17 protein-coding genes are annotated in these 15,857 nt (G+C 72.8%); 10 read left to right on the top strand and 7 right to left on the bottom strand.

All coding sequences use genetic code 11. The annotated features are described in order from the left end of the window. Positions 1-24: 24 nt before the first annotated feature. Together FHU30_RS38960 and FHU30_RS38955 are read right to left on the bottom strand one after the other, a co-directional pair. Positions 25-1,302 carry a cytochrome P450 gene (locus tag FHU30_RS38960; protein WP_253882648.1) on the bottom strand — a complete coding sequence of 426 codons (1,278 nt, stop codon included), beginning with the start codon at positions 1,300-1,302 and terminating at the stop codon, positions 25-27. Positions 1,303-1,728: 426 nt separating this feature from the next. Then, positions 1,729-2,532, bottom strand: coding sequence for a helix-turn-helix domain-containing protein (locus tag FHU30_RS38955; protein WP_253882647.1), 804 nt, complete (start codon positions 2,530-2,532; stop codon positions 1,729-1,731). A gap of 63 nt (positions 2,533-2,595) precedes the next feature. Between FHU30_RS38955 and FHU30_RS38950 the strand changes: the two genes are divergently transcribed. The 3 genes from FHU30_RS38950 (at position 2,596) to FHU30_RS38940 (ending at position 4,982) form a co-directional block, all read left to right on the top strand. Further along, positions 2,596-3,402 (top strand): SDR family oxidoreductase, encoded by an 807-nt coding sequence (locus FHU30_RS38950; protein ID WP_253882646.1) that lies wholly within the window; start codon positions 2,596-2,598, stop codon positions 3,400-3,402. A gap of 17 nt (positions 3,403-3,419) precedes the next feature. Continuing rightward, positions 3,420-4,073, top strand: a complete 654-nt coding sequence (locus FHU30_RS38945; protein ID WP_253882645.1) for an SDR family NAD(P)-dependent oxidoreductase — start codon at positions 3,420-3,422, stop codon at positions 4,071-4,073. A 102-nt stretch (positions 4,074-4,175) separates the two neighbouring features. Next, the gene (locus tag FHU30_RS38940; RefSeq protein WP_253882642.1) at positions 4,176-4,982 is read left to right on the top strand and encodes a DUF1206 domain-containing protein; all 807 of its coding nucleotides are present in this window, start codon (positions 4,176-4,178) and stop codon (positions 4,980-4,982) included. Positions 4,983-4,989: 7 nt separating this feature from the next. On the opposite strand, the gene FHU30_RS38935 is transcribed toward FHU30_RS38940, so the two are convergent. Continuing rightward, a complete protein-coding gene (locus tag FHU30_RS38935; RefSeq protein ID WP_253882641.1) occupies positions 4,990-5,436 on the bottom strand; it encodes an Lrp/AsnC family transcriptional regulator in 447 nt (148 codons plus the stop codon). 93 nt (positions 5,437-5,529) lie between these two features. Between FHU30_RS38935 and FHU30_RS38930 the strand changes: the two genes are divergently transcribed. The 5 genes from FHU30_RS38930 to ligA all read left to right on the top strand — a co-directional run bounded on the left by FHU30_RS38930 (position 5,530) and on the right by ligA (position 9,915). Beyond that, positions 5,530-6,336, top strand: a complete 807-nt coding sequence (locus FHU30_RS38930) for an LLM class flavin-dependent oxidoreductase (protein ID WP_253882639.1) — start codon at positions 5,530-5,532, stop codon at positions 6,334-6,336. Further along, a complete protein-coding gene (locus tag FHU30_RS38925; protein ID WP_253882638.1) occupies positions 6,333-6,773 on the top strand; it encodes a nucleoside deaminase in 441 nt (146 codons plus the stop codon). Before FHU30_RS38930 ends, FHU30_RS38925 begins: the two co-directional genes overlap by 4 nt. 109 nt (positions 6,774-6,882) lie before the next feature. Beyond that, positions 6,883-7,371 carry a hypothetical protein gene (locus tag FHU30_RS38920; RefSeq protein ID WP_253882637.1) on the top strand — a complete coding sequence of 163 codons (489 nt, stop codon included), beginning with the start codon at positions 6,883-6,885 and terminating at the stop codon, positions 7,369-7,371. Between the two features lie 33 nt (positions 7,372-7,404). After that, entirely contained in the window at positions 7,405-7,869 is a 465-nt protein-coding gene (locus tag FHU30_RS38915) for a nuclear transport factor 2 family protein (RefSeq protein ID WP_253882636.1), read from the top strand. A 54-nt stretch (positions 7,870-7,923) separates the two neighbouring features. Further along, the gene (ligA, locus tag FHU30_RS38910) at positions 7,924-9,915 is read left to right on the top strand and encodes an NAD-dependent DNA ligase LigA (protein ID WP_253882634.1); all 1,992 of its coding nucleotides are present in this window, start codon (positions 7,924-7,926) and stop codon (positions 9,913-9,915) included. A 76-nt stretch (positions 9,916-9,991) separates the two neighbouring features. On the opposite strand, the gene FHU30_RS38905 is transcribed toward ligA, so the two are convergent. The 3 genes from FHU30_RS38905 to FHU30_RS38895 form a co-directional block, all read right to left on the bottom strand. Beyond that, on the bottom strand, positions 9,992-10,642 hold the full coding sequence (locus FHU30_RS38905; protein ID WP_253882632.1) for a response regulator transcription factor: 651 nt from the start codon (positions 10,640-10,642) through the stop codon (positions 9,992-9,994). A gap of 40 nt (positions 10,643-10,682) precedes the next feature. Then, a complete protein-coding gene (locus FHU30_RS38900; protein ID WP_253882631.1) occupies positions 10,683-11,813 on the bottom strand; it encodes a sensor histidine kinase in 1,131 nt (376 codons plus the stop codon). Positions 11,814-11,911: 98 nt separating this feature from the next. Beyond that, complete coding sequence (locus tag FHU30_RS38895) at positions 11,912-12,931, bottom strand: sigma-70 family RNA polymerase sigma factor (protein WP_253882629.1); 1,020 nt, start codon at positions 12,929-12,931, stop codon at positions 11,912-11,914. A gap of 141 nt (positions 12,932-13,072) precedes the next feature. Here FHU30_RS38895 and FHU30_RS38890 point away from each other — a divergent pair, with 141 nt between their 5' ends. Together FHU30_RS38890 and FHU30_RS38885 are read left to right on the top strand one after the other, a co-directional pair. After that, on the top strand, positions 13,073-13,651 hold the full coding sequence (locus FHU30_RS38890; protein ID WP_253882628.1) for a dihydrofolate reductase family protein: 579 nt from the start codon (positions 13,073-13,075) through the stop codon (positions 13,649-13,651). A 28-nt stretch (positions 13,652-13,679) separates the two neighbouring features. Next, positions 13,680-15,155 carry an MFS transporter gene (locus FHU30_RS38885; RefSeq protein ID WP_253882626.1) on the top strand — a complete coding sequence of 492 codons (1,476 nt, stop codon included), beginning with the start codon at positions 13,680-13,682 and terminating at the stop codon, positions 15,153-15,155. Here the strand turns inward: FHU30_RS38885 and FHU30_RS38880 are convergent. Continuing rightward, entirely contained in the window at positions 15,145-15,693 is a 549-nt protein-coding gene (locus FHU30_RS38880) for a hypothetical protein (RefSeq protein WP_253882625.1), read from the bottom strand. The genes FHU30_RS38885 and FHU30_RS38880 overlap by 11 nt on opposite strands. Positions 15,694-15,857: the final 164 nt, after the last annotated feature.

Here is a 15,857-nt window from a genome sequence, read left to right as displayed (position 1 = left end):
GTCGGGCCGAAACTCTGGCTGGTTCTACTTCGGGGTGAGGCGGGCTTTCATGGTGGCGGGGGTGAGGGTGGAGGGGCCGAAGTAGGTGGTGATGGTTTCGAGGTTGGGGACGTCCAGGCGTTTTTGGGTGGTGATGTGGACGGCGGTGAGGGCGAGGATTGCTAGGCCCAGGTGGGTGCCTAGGCAGCCTCGGGGGCCGGACGCGAAGGGGAGGTAGGCGCCGGGGGTGTGGGGACGAGCGGTGTCGAGCCAGCGTTCGGGGGAGAACTTGTGCGGGTCGGTCGTCCACCAGCGCTCGTCGTGGTGCAGCAGGTAGGGGCTGAACATGATGGCGGTTCCGGCCGGGACCTCGGCGTCGCCGAGGTTGACGTCGGTAATGGCGTCGCGGCCCAGGAGCCAGGCCGGCGGACGGAGCCGCAAGACTTCTTGGGCGAAGGCCCAGGTGTAGGGGAGGGCGCGGGCCGGGTCTTTGGTGATGCCGGTCGCGGTGGTCGCCTCTTCGCGGATGCGGTCGGCGGCTTCGGGGTGGGCGGCGAGGTAGTAGAGGATCCAGCACCAGGCGGCGCCCATCGTGCCGATCGCGCCGAGCAGCGTGAAGCCCATCGCGCCCATCGCGATGTCGCTGGGGACGGTTTCGGGCTGGGCCTGGATGTGGCCGAGCATCGTGGCGGACGCGTCGGCGTGCGGGCAGCCGAGCATGGGGGTGATGGTGTCGCGGACGTGCTGGTCGGCGTTGCGGACGCGGCGGCGCAGGCGGGACGGCATCCAGGACGGGACGCGGACGGCGGCCTCGGCGGCGCCGCGGGCGGCGTCGAACGAGGCGAGGACGGCATCCACCAGGGCCGGTGATTCGGAGGGGAGGTAGAGCGGGAGGAGCGCGCGGACGCAGATCGCCCAGCATGCGTCGGACGGGTCGAACCAGGTGCCATCGAGGGCGTCCAGGTCGGAGGCGAGCGCGGCCTGGACGACCGGGAGCCGGGACGGCAGCGATGCCGAGCGGAAGATCGGGGCGGCGAGCTGGCGGGCGTCCATCCAGCGCCGCGTCTGCTCGGGGGTGGGGAACCGGCCGCCGTGCAGCGGGTTGGCGTTCGGGACCGAGTCGCGGTTGGTGCGCGCCAGGACCTCGGTGACCAGGTCGGGATCGGTCACCACGACCACGTCGGTGTCGAACCGGAACACGTCGCCGTAACGGCGCCGGCAGTCCTCCAGAAAGCCGACCGGATCGGCTTCGTAGGCCGTCAGATGGCGCGCGAGAATACCGCCGCGCGGCCCGGGAATCGCCTCTTTCGAACGCTGGGACACCTGAAACGCCACCCTTCCACCGCCCGCTGGCAACACGCACGAAAAGGCGCGGTGCCGGCCCGGCGAGCGCGCCGGCCCGGCACTGCGCCCCTGCCTCCGCTAGCGGAGGCGGTAGATGACGTAACGGCCCTTCATCTGTGCCTTGTGCATGCCGAGCGCACGCTTGACCAGCCTCGCCATGGCCCACCTGCCTTTCGGTCGTGCCACCCCGCCCGCGCGGGAGGCGTACGCGCTCATCTAGACACAAGGTCTCCGAACGGGCAATGGCGCCCTGGTCATTTAGGGCCGCCAGGGGCCGACCCTATTTGCCTTCCGATCGCACTACCTGCGGAATTACTCTCGGAAGTGGTATGGGTTCGGATCTGTGGCGGAGCGTTTCGGTATCCCGCTGTAATGGCGCGGTAGCGGGGAGAGCGCATTCGGTCGTCAGAGCAACCGGGCGAGGGCCGCCTCGGAAGGGCTTCCCGGCGCGGCCTGGTAAACGATGATCACCTGGTGTTCCGCGCCGCCGACGGTGAGCGCCTGCCGCCGCAGCGCGAGGTCCCCGACGTCCGGGTGGTGGAACCGCTTGAGCTCGTCGCGGGACGGGCGCGCGTCGTGCCGGGCCCACGACCGCCGGAAGTCCTCGTCCGCTTCCAGGTCGCCGATCAGGGCGGCGGTCCGGGGATCGTGCGGGTCGGCCTCGGCGCGCAGGGCGGCGGCGGTCTGCGCGGCGATCTCCGGCCAGTCCGGGAAGAGCCGCCGCGCCTCGGGGGACAGGAACACGTCCCGCGCCAGGTTGCGGCCGGGTTCGTACATCGGGCCGAGCGCGCGGGCCCACTTGTTCGCGGCGAGCACGTCGAACCGCCGGTTGCGCACGTACGCCGGGCTGCCGCTCCAGCCGTCGAGCAGCTGGTGCACCTCCGCGCTGACCTCGGGCTCGTGCTCGGGCACCTGCTCGTCCCCGGGACGGACGGGCTCGGCGGCCAGCGAGAACAGGTGCGCGGACGCGTCGGCGTCCAGCTCCAGGGCCTGCGCGAGCGCCCGCAGCACCTGCGGCGACGGATGCCGGTCGACGCCCTGCTCCAGCCGGACCAGGTACGGCTCGCTGATCCCGGCGAGTCGGGCCAGCTCGTCCCGGCGCAGTCCCGGGACGCGGCGGCGCCCGGAAACGGACAGGTCCGCGCGCGACGGCGAGACCCGTCCCCGCCGGGCTTTCAGGAACTCCCCGAGAGGGCTGCCGGACGCCATACCCGCAGGGTAACCCTGGCGGGGTGCTGGTTGCGCACCGGCCGTCCGCGCAGGCTGGACGGCATGAAGCCATGGTTCATCACCGGCGCGTCCCGCGGTTTCGGCCGCATCTGGGCCGAAGCCGCCCTCGCCCGAGGCGACCGCGTCGCCGCCACCGCCCGCAACCCCGAGAACCTGAAGCCCCTGGCCGACGAGTACGGCGACGCCGTCCTGCCGCTGCGCCTGGACGTCACCGACCGGAATGCCGTCATGGAGGCCGTCCGGAACGCCGCCGAGACCTTCGGCCGCCTGGACGTGATCGTCAACAACGCGGGCTACGGCCTGTTCGGGATGGTCGAGGAGACCACCGAGGAGCAGGCCCGCGCCCAGATCGACACCAACCTGCTCGGACCGCTCTGGGTGACGCAGGCCGCCCTTCCGTACCTGCGCGCCCAGGGCAGCGGCCACATCATGCAGGTGTCCAGCCTCGGCGGACTCGCCGCGTTCCCGACCCTCGGCCTGTACAACGCGTCCAAGTGGGGGCTGGAGGGGATGAGCGAGGCGCTCGCCCAGGAGGTCGGGCCGCTCGGCATCCACGTCACGATCATCGAGCCCGGCCCGTACGGCACCGACTGGTCCGGCGCGTCCGCCGTGCACGCCGAGCCGCTGGACGCCTACGAGCCGGTCCGCGAGGCGCGCAGGGCCGGCGCCGCCGCCCGCGCACCCCAGGACCCGCAGGTCACCGCCGATGTCGTCCTCGAACTGGCCGACACGGACGAACCGCCCCTCCGGCTCTTCCTCGGCGCCTATCCCTACCCTGTCGTCGAGGCCGCCTACCGGCAGCGACTCGACACCTGGAACGCCTGGAAGCCGCTCGCCACCAAGGCCTGACCGAACGGAGAACGAAGATGCCCGGTCCGGTCCACATCGTCGGCGCCGGCCCCGGAGTGGGCGCCTCGGTAGCGCGCCGCTTCGCCCGCGCCGGCCACCCCGTCGGCCTCATCTCCCGCAACCCCGACCGCCTCGAAGCCCTCGCCAAGAACCTTGAGGCGGACGGCGTCCAGGCGGAGTGGAGCCCCGCCGACGCCACCGACCCCACCGATATCGGACGAGCCCTCGCCGTCCTCGCCGAACGCCAGGGCCCCGCCGAGGTCCTCTGCTTCAGCCCGCTCCCGGACGTCGCGCTGATCAAACCCGTCCTCGAAACCGGCCCGGACGACCTGGACCAGGCCCTCGCCCTCAACGTGGTCGGCGCCGCCGCAGCCGTCCAGGCCGTCGTCCCGGCGATGCAGGCGTCCGGACGCGGCACCCTCCTGTTCGTCACCGGCGGGGCCGTAGAACGCCCGGACCCCGACCGCGCGTCCAGCGCCGTCGTCGGAGCCGCCCAGCAGACCTACGCCGCCCTGCTCTCCCAAGCCCTGGCCGACACCCCACTCCACGTCGCCCACCTAGTGGTCGTCGGCCCAGTAGGCCCCGGCCTCCAACACGCCCCAGCCACAGTCGCCGACCACCTCTGGCACCTGCACAACAACACGTCCGACTCCTACGCCGTCCTGAAGTAACCAGCCCCGAACGACCGCGTCCCAGCGTCGGGGGCTTGGCGGCATAGGTGGGCGGGGGGCGGGCAGAGGGGGTGGGTGTGTTTTGCGTGGAGGGGACGGCCTTTGTGGCGGGATGCCGAGCGGGTCGGGCGATGGCTGGAGCAGCTGACGCGGGCCGGGCTGGTGGCTCGCGGGATCAACTACGTGCTGGTCGGGGTGCTCGCGGTGCAGGTCGGGATGGGGGATGCGCGGCAGGAGGCCGACCGGGCGGGAGCGCTGCGGGCGGTGTCGCGGCATACCGGCGGCGCGGTCGTGCTGTGGCTGCTGGCCGCCGGGTTCGCGGCGCTGGCCATCGGGCGTCTGGTGCAGGTCGTGGTGCCGCGCTCGGACGGACGGGCCTTGGGGGAGCGGGCCACGGCGCTGGTCGGGGCGTTGATCTACATCGCGACGAGCGTCGCGACCGTCGCGTTCGTGCTGGGCGGGAGCCGCGGGAACGACAACGCCAAGTCGCAGGACGTCACCACGCGGGTCATGACGCACCCCGGCGGACGGTTCCTCGTCGGTGCGGTCGGGATCGCGATCGGGACGGCGGCCGTCGTCAACCTCGTCCGCGCGGCGCGGGGGAACACGACCGGTGACCTGGACCTCGACCAGTTGCGTCCGCGCACGCGGCGGGCCGTCATGGCGCTGGGGGTGGTGGGCGAGATCGGCCGGACCGCCGTGTTCGGAGCCGTCGCCTTCCTGCTCGTCGCAGCTGCGGTGACCTTCGATCCTCGGAAAGCCCAGGGCCTGGACGGGAGCCTGCGCAAGCTGGCGGCCGCGTCCCACGGGTCCTGGGTGCTGGTGCTCGTGGCGGCCGGCCTGATCGCGTTCGGGCTGTTCTCCTGCTGCCAGGCGCGCTGGTACCGGCCGGCCGTCCAGGAGTCGTGACCGCGGGTCAGGGACGGACCGGGCCGCGGTAGGGGAGGGTCTGGCTGTAGACGACGCTGGTGGTCGTGCTGCCGAACCCGGCCAGCTCGTCCACGAGGGTCTCCAGGTGCTCCATGGACGCGGCGGCGACCTTCAGCGTGTAGCAGTCGTCGCCCGTGGTGCGCAGGCACTCCAGGATCTCGCGGCGCTCGTCCAGCAGGCGGCGCAGCGGCTGGTGGCGGTTGCCGGGATACTTGAGCCGGACGACCGCGAGCACCGGGTAGCCGACCTTCGCCAGATCGACGACGGCGCGGTAACCGGAGATGACGCCGAGCGACTCCAGGTTGCGCACCCGCTCGGTGGTGGCGGACGCGCTGAGCTTGACACGCCGTCCCAGCTCGCTGAGCGAGATCCGCGCGTCCTGCTGGAGCTGCTCGATGATGGCCCAGTCGACGGCGTCGAGATTCACGGTCACCCGGCGATTCTACCGGCAGATTCCCGGCAAAATGCCGCGATGACGGGGAGGAATGGGTTCAGCCGGCCATGATCTCCGGGATAGCCTCGGGTTATGCGACTAGGCGTCAACGTCCCGAACTTCGGGCCCGGAACCGATCCGGGCGTGCTCCGCGAGTGGGGGCGGATCACCGAAGGGCTCGGCTTCGACCTGCTGATGGTCTCCGACCACGTGGTCATCACACCGGACATGTCCGACCGGTACCCCGAACCGTTCTACGAGCCATTCACCACGCTGTCCTGGCTCGCGGGCGCGACGACGCGGCTGCGCCTCGGCACGACCGTCCTCGTGGCGCCCTACCGGCACCCGCTGCTGGTGGCGCGGATGGCCACGAACCTGCAGCAGCTCAGCGGCGGACGGCTCGTGCTCGGCGTCGGTGTCGGCTGGTCGCGCCAGGAGTTCGACGCGCTGGGCGTGCCGTTCGAGGAGCGCGGCAGGCTGACCGACGAATGCCTGGAGACCCTGCGGACGGCCTGGAGCGGCGACGAATCCCCGCCGCCCATCTGGATCGGCGGCAACAGCGCGGCGGCGCTCCGGCGGTCCGTCCAGTACGGCGACGCCTGGCACCCGCTGCGCGGCACCCTCCCCTGGATGCGCGAGACCCTCGCCGAGCACACGCTGCCCGGGTTCGCCCCGCGCATCGCCCTGCGCCTGACCACCACCCCGGTGGACGACCCGGACCGCCCCGCCGGCATGGGCGACCTCGACCAGATCCTCGACGACCTCCACCAGCTCCGCGGCCTCGGCGCCGAGACCGTCGTCCTCGACCCGTACCACGGCGACCCCGAGGAGACCCGCCGTCCCGAGGCGGCCTGGCAGGCCCTCACCGCCGTCGCGACCCGCTGGAAGGACGCATCGTGATCACCCCCGCCGACGAGGAGCTGCTGCGGCGCGCCCTCGCCCTCGCCGCCCGCGCCGTCACCCTCGGCGACGCGCCCTACGGCTCCCTACTGGCCGGCCCGGACGGCGAGATCCTCGCCGAGGCGCACAACACCGTCCGCCGCGACGACGACATCACGGCCCACCCGGAACTGAAGCTCGCACGCTGGGCGGCTCGCGAACTCGACCCGGAGACCGCCGCGCGCACCACCATGTACACCAGCTGTCAGCCCTGCGGGATGTGCACGGGCGGCATCGTCCGGTCGGGCCTCGGACGCGTCGTCTACGCGCTGTCCACCGAGCAGCTCATCGAGCTCAACCCGGGCTCGTCCTGGCCCACCGTCCCCCAGGACGGCCCGGCCCTGTTCGACGAGGCCCGCATCCCGATCGATACCTATTACCGCCCGTCCCAGTCCTGACCTCCAGCCGGGTGGGGCCAGCCCCACCCGGCCGTGGGGCCAGGCGCATACCGGCCCGTCCGGCATCTCCGTAGCGTCGTGAACACACCACGACACGGAGAGAAGAACCATGACGAACACCAGCGCCACCACCACGTCCACCACCGACGACACGACGGCCATCGGCGAGGCTTTCGCGACCGTGCGCAAGTGCGTCGTGCTCTACGGCGCGGTCAGCGGCGTCGTCCTCGGGACGGTCGGCGCGATGGCGGTCACCGGCCACGAGACGACCCTGTTCATGTGGATCCGGGCCGGTGTCCTGCTCGCGGCGGCGCCGCTGATCCACCGGACGGCCGTCCGCGCCTCGAACGGCTCGGCGGGCTCAGCGGGCTCGGCGGGCTCGGCGGGCTCGGCGGGCTCGGCGGGCTCGGCCAAGGCGTTCGACCGCGTCCGCACCCTGTCCACCGTCCTGCCGATCGCGATCATCGGCGTGGACCTGGTGCCCGGGCTGTGCCCGCCCTGGTACGCCGTCCTCCAGGGCCTCTCCGCGCTGGCCCTGGTAGGCGTCGCCGCCCTCACCCGGACCGGCCCGCTGAAGGCGGCCTTCCCCAAGCGATGACGGCCGCCCGGCCGGCGCGGCTAGGGTGATCTTGTGACCGACACCCCTCGCGAAGTCTTCCTGAAGCTCGTCCACGGCGTCTGCGAAGAGCGCTGGGCGGACGTGGTGGAGCTGTACGCCGAGCAGACCGACGTCTCGCACCCCTTCTTCCCGCTGGACGCCGAGCCGATGCGCTCGCGCGACGCGCTGCGCGCGCACTTCGGCGGCGGTCCCGCGCAGGGCCCGACGCTCCGGCGGCAGCCGACGAAGATCAACGTCCACGAGACCACCGACCCCGAGGTGATCGTCGCGGAGTTCCAGTACGAGGGCACGGTGGTGGAGACCGGCGCGCCCTTCACCATCCCGGGCGTGTTCGTCATGCGCGTCCGGGACGGGAAGATCGTCGAGTCCCGCGACTACCTGGACCACCTGCGCTCGGCCGCCGCCCGCGGCCAGCTCCCCGAGGTGCTGGATGCCATCCGTGAGCACCACGCCGGAGACGCGCCCGCCCCCCGCTGATCGGGAGGGCGTCCGGGGATCGGCGATGTCGGTGGCATCGCGGTTAATCGAGGGGTGGACGTTGAGAAGCGCATCGCGGAGCTGACCGCCGAGGTCAGGCGGCTGAACGACCTGTACTACGGCAGCGGCGACAGCCCCCTGCCCGACGCGGACTACGACGCGTTGAAGGACGAGCTGGCCGCCCTGGTCGCCGAGCATCCGGAGCTGGAGCCGGCCGACAGCCCGCTCGGCAAGGTCAACGCGCCCGAGGAGCTGGCCGGGCCGACCGTCCGGCACGCGCGCCCGATGCTGTCGCTGGCCAAGGCGACCAGCGAGGACCAGGTCCGTACGTTCTGCGAGCGGTTCTCCGGCCAGGTCTTCCGCGTGTCGGAGAAGCTCGACGGGCTTTCGCTCAGCGTCGTCTACCAGGACGGACGGCTCGACTACGTGGCCACCCGCGGCACCGGCGCGGTCGGCGAGCTGGTGACCGAGAAGGTCCGGCACGTCATCCCGGGCCTGCCGACCGAGATCGACGTGCCCGGCCGTATCGAGGTGCGCGGCGAGGCCGTGATGCTCCGCTCGGTGTGGGAGGCCTACAACGAGGCGCACCCCGACAAGACGCTGACCAACCCCCGCTCCGGCGCCGCCGGAACGCTCGTCCTGAAGGACCCGGAGGCCGCCGCGCAGGCCAAGCGGGTGCTGCGGTTCTACGCGTTCGGCGCTGACCGCGACGGCGTGGCGATCGACTTCCCGGCCGGGTTCGAGCCGGTCGCGCAGTACGTCGGCACCACCGTCGAGGACGTCATGGACGCGATCCACGAGATCGGCGCCCGCCGCGACGGCCTCGACTACGACATCGACGGGGCGGTCGTGCGGCTGCACGAGCCCGCGGCGTTCGACGCGGCGGGCTTCAACAGCGCCGAGCCGCGCGGCGCGATCGCGTTCAAGTACCCGCCGGAGGAGAAGCTCACCACGCTGCTGTCGGTGGAGTGGCCGGTCGGCAAGATCGGCCGCGTCCCGCCGCGCGCGAAGGTCGCGCCGGTGTTCGTCGGCGGCGTGACCGTGGAGAACATCACCCTGCACAACCCGCGCCTGATCCGCGAGCGCGACCTGCGCATCGGCGACACGGTCGCGGTCGTCCGGCGCGGCGACGTGATCCCGTTCGCGGGCCGCTCGCTGCCCGAGCGGCGCGACGGCACCGAGGTCGAGATCGTCCCGCCGGAGAAGTGCCCGTCCTGCGGGTCGGAGCTGGAGATCCGCGGCGCGGGCGAGGAGCGCTGGTGCGTGAACCTCCAGTGCCCCGCGCAGGCGACCCGCCGCCTGATGCACTGGGCCTCGCGGCCCGCCGCCGACATGGAGGGCGTCGGTGACGTCTGGATCGAGAAGCTCGCCGAGGACGGCGTGCTCAAGCGCCGCAGCGACTTCTACGACCTCACCGCCGACCAGCTGCTCGGCTACGAGCGGATGGGCGAGGTCAGCGCGCGGAACATGGTCGACTCGATCGCCTCGTCCAAGGGGATGGGGCTGCGGCGCGCGCTGATCGGCCTGGCGATCCCGATGGCGTCCGAGGGCACCGCCAAGCGGCTGTGCCTGGCGGGCTACGAACGCATCGAGGACGTCGCGGACGCCACGGCCGAAGATCTGGTCGCCATCCGCGACATCGGCCCGAAGGTCGCCGAGAGCGTCGTCGCCTTCTTCGCCCGCACGGACGTCCGGGAGGAGATCGCCGCCCTGCGCGAGCGCGGCGTGAACCTCGACGTGCTCGACGAGGACCGCCCGGTCGACACCGCCGCCGCGTCCGACTCGCCGCTCAAGGGCAAGGCCGTCGTGATCACCGGCGCGTTCGTCGACCCCCGCTCCGGTGCGAAGATCAGCCGCCCGGACGTCACCCGCCTGGTCGAGCAGGCCGCGGCGACCACCGCGTCCTCGGTGTCGGCGAACACCGACTACCTGCTCGCCGGGGACAACGTCGGCGCCTCGAAGACCACCAAGGCGGAGAAGCTCGGCGTCACGGTCGTCCAGCAGGACGAGCTCTGGCGCTGGCTCGCCGAAGCCGGCGTCATCTGACGACGCCGACCGTTGACGGCGCCGACCGTTGACGGCGCAGGCCGTTGAGGGCGCAGGCCGTCCTCGCCCACCTCACCTACTTGGGTGTGCCGTCCAGGTAGGTGAGGACGGCCTGGACGCGGCGGTGCCCGGAGTCGTCCGGGGAGAGGCCGAGCTTGCTGAAGATGTTGCCGATGTGCTTGGCGACGGCGTTGTCGGAGATGTGCATCCGCGCCGCGATCGTGGTGTTGTCGTGGCCCTGCGCCATGAGCGCGAGCGCCTCCCGCTCGCGCGCGGTGAGGCTGTCGAGGGGGTCGTCGGCGCGGCGCGCGAGCAGCTGCGCGACGACCTCGGGGTCCATGGCGGTGCCGCCGGCCGCGACGCGGTGCAGGGCGTCGACGAACTCGGCGACCCGTCCGATGCGGTCCTTCAGCAGGTAGCCGATGCCGCCGCGGCCGTCGGACAGCAGCTCGCCCGCGTACTCGCGCTCGACGTACTGCGACAGCACCAGGATCGGCAGCGCGCCGTGCTCGCGCCGGGCCCGCAGCGCGGCGTGGATGCCCTCGTCGCGGAACGACGGCGGCAGCCGGACGTCCACGATGGCGATGTCGGGCCGGTGCTCGGCGACCGCGGCCAGGAACCCCTCGGCGTCGGCGGCGACCGCGGCGACCTCGCAGCCCTTGGCCGCCAGCAGCAGCTCCAGCCCGCTGGACAGCAGCACGTTGTCCTCGGCGATCACGACCCGCACGGAACCTCCAGAACGATCACGATGGGCGGCCCTGCCGCGGTCATGGCGAGCACGGGATGCGGACGGTCAGGGCGGTCGGTCCGCCCGGCGGACTGACGAGCCGGACGTCGCCGTCCAGCGCGGCGACCCGGCGGCGGATCCCGGTGATCCCGCTGCCGCCCGCCTCGTCCGCGCCGCCCCTGCCGTCGTCGGCGACCTCGACGGCCAGCAGGTCGCCGACCCGCTCGACGCGCAGGGACGCGCGGGTCGCGGCGGCGTGCTTGGTCACGTTCGTCAGCGCCTCGGCGATCACGTAGTAGGCCACCGCCTGCACGCTCGCCGGGAGGGCGCCCAGCTCACCGAGGTCGATGCGGACCGGGACGCCCGACCGGGCGGCGAGCGACGCCAGCGCCCCGTCCAGCCCGCGGTCGGCGAGGATCGGCGGGTAGATCGTCTGGAGCACCGAGCGCAGCTCGACCATCGCCTCCTCGGCCGTCTCGTGGGCGCGTTCGATCAGCGTCGCCACCGCGTCCGGGTCGTCGGCGAGCGACTCGCGGGCGATGCCGAGCTGCATGGCGATCGCGACCAGCCGCGCCTGCGTCCCGTCGTGCAGGTCGCGTTCGATCCGCTGGAGCTCGGCGCCGTGCGCGTCGACCACGCCGACGCGGCTCCTGGTCAGCACGTCCACCCGCTCGGTGAGCCGCTCCCGGACGGACGGCGCGAGAAGCCACAGGCTCAGCCGCGCGTGCAGCCGCGCCAGCAGCGGCAGCCCCCACCACGCCACCGCGCCCAGGACGGCGATCTGGAGCGCGCCCCCGGCCAGCGCGGTCGTCCAGCCGTCCACCCGGACGTCCAGGAAGGACCCCAAGCTCGGACGATCGGTAGCCGGGAACGCCCACCACGCCGTCATCGCCACCGCCGCGACCAGGATGTTCCCCAGGCAGAGCAGGGCGAGCAGCCCGGACGGGAAGCCGACCGCGACGTGGGCGAGCGCCCAGGCGAGATCGCGGCGTCCTCGCGGCGTTCCCTCGGCCGGGACGCCGAGCAACCTGCCGGCACGCCGCCGATGCCACCGCGCCCAGCCGCGCCCGGCGGCAGGGACGAGCAGCACCGGCCACGCGACCGCCGTGACCGCTGCGGTACCCAGCGTGATCAGCAAGTAAGCCGAGCCCGACAACGCTCGATCACGCATGCGCACCCCCCGAAATCGCCTGGAACAGCATCATTATCCGCTGCCGGGCGAGGTCCGGTAACTACAGCGGGCTGTACCGCCGCAGGTGGGGGCACCTGCTAGGGGAGGGTTCGCGGCAGGCCGAAAGCCGGGAACAGGGTGTTCTCGAAGCGGATGAGAGCGCTGATCCGGTCGCCCGCAAGGGTGAGGACGAGCACGCCCGCCCCGTGCCGGACTCCGTCCGCGGTGCGGAGGTAGGCGCCGAACGCGGGCTGGCCGTTGGCGCGCGTCGGCACCAGCTCGAACCGGCGTCCGGCGCCGAAGATGTCCGCGCAGAACCGGGCCACCACGTCGAGTCCCTCGTACTCCAGCGGCAGCGGCGGCATCGACATGAACACGTCGTCGGTCAGCAGCGTGACCAGCGCGTCGACGTCGGCCGACTCGTAGGCGCGGACGAACCGCGCCACGATCGCGTCCTCGGCGGCCGACCCGGCGGCGGGCGGCGGCTCGTGCTCGGCGCCGCCGGCGCGCCCGGTCTGCTGTGCCCGCAGGCTGCTCCGGGCCCGCTTCAGGGCGCTCTTGACCGACTCGACGGTCGTGTCGAGCATCTCCGCGACCTCGCTCGCCGGATACCCCAGGACGTCCCGCAGCACCAGGACGGCCACCTGGCGCGGCGGCAGGAGCTGGAGCGCCGTCACGAACGCCAGGGAGACGGCCTCGGTCTGCTCGTAGCGCGCCTCCGGGCCGGGCGGCGCGTCCATCGCCCCGTCGAGCAGGGCGTCGGGGAAGGGCTGGAGCCACACCACCTCGCCGAGCCGCGTCGGCTCGGGCGGCTCGATGCCGGGGACGTCCCACTCCTTGGCGGCCTGCCGCTTCGCCGAACGCAGCGTGCTGAGGCACCGGTTGGTGGCGATCCGGTACAGCCAGGTGCGCAGCGAAGACCGGCCGTCGAAACCTTCCAGGCCCCGCCAGGCGGACAGCAGGGTGTCCTGGAGGGCGTCCTCGGCGTCCTGGAACGAGCCGAGCATCCGGTAGCAGTGCACCTGCAGCTCGCGGTGGTGCGGTTCGGTCAGCATCCGGAACGCCTCGCCGTCCCCGGCACGCGCCATGCCGATCAGGTCCGTTCTCGCCAGGTCCACGCCCACTACCTTTCCAAAGCCTCGTCCTCCTTATACAGACGCCGGGCGCGGCCCGAAGGGGGCGGTGGACGACCGCCCCTTTTCCGGGCGTCGCCGCGTCTGCATCTCCGTCAGTCGGCAACGGCACTGAAGGAGAACGCCATGGGCAGGATCGTCGTCAGCGAGAACGTCACCCTCGACGGGGTCATCGAGGACCCGGTCGGGGACGAGGGCCAGAGCTTCGGCGGCTGGTTCGACCCGGCTACCGCGCCCGACGCGGCGGCGTGGGCGCAGGCCGAAACCGAAGAGGCGCTGGAAGCCGCGGCGATGCTGCTGGGCCGCCGCACCTACGACGCGTTCGCCGCGCGCTGGCCCGCCCGGCAGGGCGCATGGGCCGACCGCCTGAACAGTATGCCCAAGTACGTGCTGTCCTCGACCCTCACCGATCCCCGCTGGAACAACACGACCGTCCTGAAGGACGGGCCGTCCGAGGCGGCCGCGCACCTCAAGCGCGAGATCGACGGAGACGTCGTGGTGTACGGCAGCGGCCGGCTCGTCCGCCCGCTGATGGAGGACGACCTGGTCGACGAGCTGCGGCTGATCCTGCATCCGGTCGTGGCCGGGAGCGGGTGGCGGCTGTTCGGCGCGACCGCGGGCAGCAGGCAGTGGAGCCGCGTCAGCACCCGCACGGTCGGCGACGGCCTCACGCAGGTCGTCTACCGGCCCGTCCGGGACGCCTGAGCGGCGCGCGGCAGCGGAAGCGAAGCGGATGAGCATGTCGAGCACGCAACGATGGCTGCTCGCCCTGACGGCGACGGCCGCACTGATGATCTCGCTGGACGCGCTGGTCGTCACCACCGCCCTGCACGCCATCGCGGTGGACCTGCACGCCTCCATCGCCGACCTGGAATGGACCGTCAACGCCTACACGCTGCCGTTCGCGGTCCTGCTCATGGCAGGCGCGGCCCTCGGCGAGCGTTACGGGCGCAGGCGCGTCCTGGTCGCCGGGCTCGCGCTGTTCGGGATCACCTCCGCCGGGTGCGCGCTCGCGCCCGGCCTGGGCTGGCTGATCGCGGCCCGCGCGGTGCAGGGCGCGGGCGCCGCCGCGGTCGCGCCGACGGCCCTGGCGGTGCTGTCGGCCTCGGTCGGCCCCGAGCAGCGGCCCCGGGCGCTGGGGCTGTTCGCCTCGATCACCGGCCTGGCGACCGCCGGGGGCCCGCTGGTCGGCGGGGCGGTCGTGCAGTACCTGACCTGGCAGTGGATCTTCTGGCTGAACGTGCCGATCGCCGCCGTCCTGATCGTGGCGGTGCTGGCGCGGATCGAGCCGGACGCCGGGACCCCGCGCCGGTTGGACGTCCTTGGAACCGCCCTGGTCAGCGCCGCCGCGTTCGGCATCGTCTGGGCGCTGATCAGGGGGAACGACGTCGGCTGGACGAGTCCGGAGGTCCTTGCGGCGGCCGTGGGAGGGGTGCTCGCGCTCGTCCTGTTCGTCGGGTGGGAACTGCGCGCGGACGCCCCGCTCGTCCCGATGCGGCTGTTCGCGACACCGGCGTTCTCGGCTGGGAACGCGGCCGGGTTCCTGCTGTTCGCGTGCACCTTCAGCGGCGCGTTCTTCTTCGCCCAGTTCTTTCAGGTCGTGTCGCGGCACGGGCCGTTCGCCACAGGCGTTCTGCTGCTGCCGTGGACGGTGACGCTGTTCGTGGTCGCGCCTATCGCGGGCGCGCAGGTCACCCGGATCGGCGCCCGGACGCTGGTGTCCGCCGGGCTCACCCTGCAGGCGGTCGGGTTCGGATGGATCGCCTTCGTCGCCGGGCCCGGGACGTCCTATGCGTGGCTGGTCGCGCCGTTCGTCCTGTCCGGGGTGGGGCTGTCGGCGGCGATCCCGTCGGCGCAGAACGCGGTCATCGGGTCCGTCCCGCCGAGCGCGATCGGCGCGGCTTCGGGGACGTTCAACACCGTCCGGCAGCTCGGCGGCGCCTTCGGCATCGCGATCACAACGGCGGTGTTCACCGCGCGGGGCGGGCTCGGCTCCGCGACGTCCTTCAGCGATGGGTTCACCCCCGCGATCGCCGCGGCCGCGCTGCTGGCGCTGCTCGGCGCGGCGACCGGCCTGCTCCTACCGGGCCGGACGCCGCGGGGCGCGGCCCCCGCTGTGGGAGGACCGCGCCCTGCGGGCGAGCGCCCTAGGGGCGAGCGCCCGGAATCAGCTCACGCCGGGAGGACGGAGGACCGGCTCACGGGATGATCTGGTCGGCGGTGGTCCAGTCGGTGACGATGGCGTGCTGGGCCGCCGCCAGGGTGACCTGGTCGGCGCAGACGGCCTTGTAGAGCTTGAACTCGATGCCGTCCTTGGGATTGGGGGAGCCGCCCGGCTCGGGCCACAGGTTGGCCGGGTCGCGCGGGGCGCCGCCGAGGCTCAGCGGGATGAAGTGGTCCTCCTCGTAGGAGGACAGGCTGGTGTCGGTGTAGCCGTACTCGACGATCTGCTGCTTCTTCAGCGCCGTGGTGTAGGTCGACGGCGGGCGGATCGAGCTGGAGTAGCCCGCGACGCAGATGGTCTGGTGGATCGTCGCCTGCGTGACGTCCGGGTTGAGGGCCCCCGGCGTGCAGTTGGGGTCGGGGTGCGTGGTCGCCGGGTCGAGGCTGGACGCGTGGCAGTAGCCGGGCGGGAACGAGGCGAGGGCGCTCGGGGCGGCGGCCGCCGGGCCGGTGAGGCCGGCCGTGAGGAGCGCGGCGGCGCCGAGCGCGGCCAGGGCCTTGGCGGTGTGGACGTGGAGAGGCACGTCGACTCCCTGGGGGGTAGTGCCGCCGGCCTTTGCGCGGCGGCTGAAACGTCCCGAGCCTCTCCCGTCAAGGTCAACAAAAGGTGACAAGGGTGTTAAGGCCGACATGTCTGGCGTGTGGCGCGGGCCCGCCCCGGGACGGTGCCGGGGGAGTGGTACGGCTG

Origin of the sequence: Actinomadura rupiterrae (assembly GCF_024172125.1) — a bacterium.
Lineage (GTDB): Bacteria > Actinomycetota > Actinomycetes > Streptosporangiales > Streptosporangiaceae > Spirillospora > Spirillospora rupiterrae.
The sequence above is the reverse complement of the archived record's forward strand: the minus strand, read 5'-3'. Positions and strand labels throughout refer to the sequence as shown.

Excerpts from the sequence above, each read along its gene's own strand:
- FHU30_RS38955 (WP_253882647.1), bottom strand. The coding sequence starts at position 2,532 with ATGGCGTCCGGCAGCCCTCTCGGGGAGTTCCTGAAAGCCCGGCGGGGA.
- FHU30_RS38950 (WP_253882646.1), top strand. The coding sequence starts at position 2,596 with ATGAAGCCATGGTTCATCACCGGCGCGTCCCGCGGTTTCGGCCGCATC.
- FHU30_RS38945 (WP_253882645.1), top strand. The coding sequence starts at position 3,420 with ATGCCCGGTCCGGTCCACATCGTCGGCGCCGGCCCCGGAGTGGGCGCC.
- FHU30_RS38930 (WP_253882639.1), top strand. The coding sequence starts at position 5,530 with ATGCGACTAGGCGTCAACGTCCCGAACTTCGGGCCCGGAACCGATCCG.
- FHU30_RS38920 (WP_253882637.1), top strand. The coding sequence starts at position 6,883 with ATGACGAACACCAGCGCCACCACCACGTCCACCACCGACGACACGACG.
- FHU30_RS38900 (WP_253882631.1), bottom strand. The coding sequence starts at position 11,813 with ATGCGTGATCGAGCGTTGTCGGGCTCGGCTTACTTGCTGATCACGCTG.
- FHU30_RS38890 (WP_253882628.1), top strand. The coding sequence starts at position 13,073 with ATGGGCAGGATCGTCGTCAGCGAGAACGTCACCCTCGACGGGGTCATC.
- FHU30_RS38885 (WP_253882626.1), top strand. The coding sequence starts at position 13,680 with ATGAGCATGTCGAGCACGCAACGATGGCTGCTCGCCCTGACGGCGACG.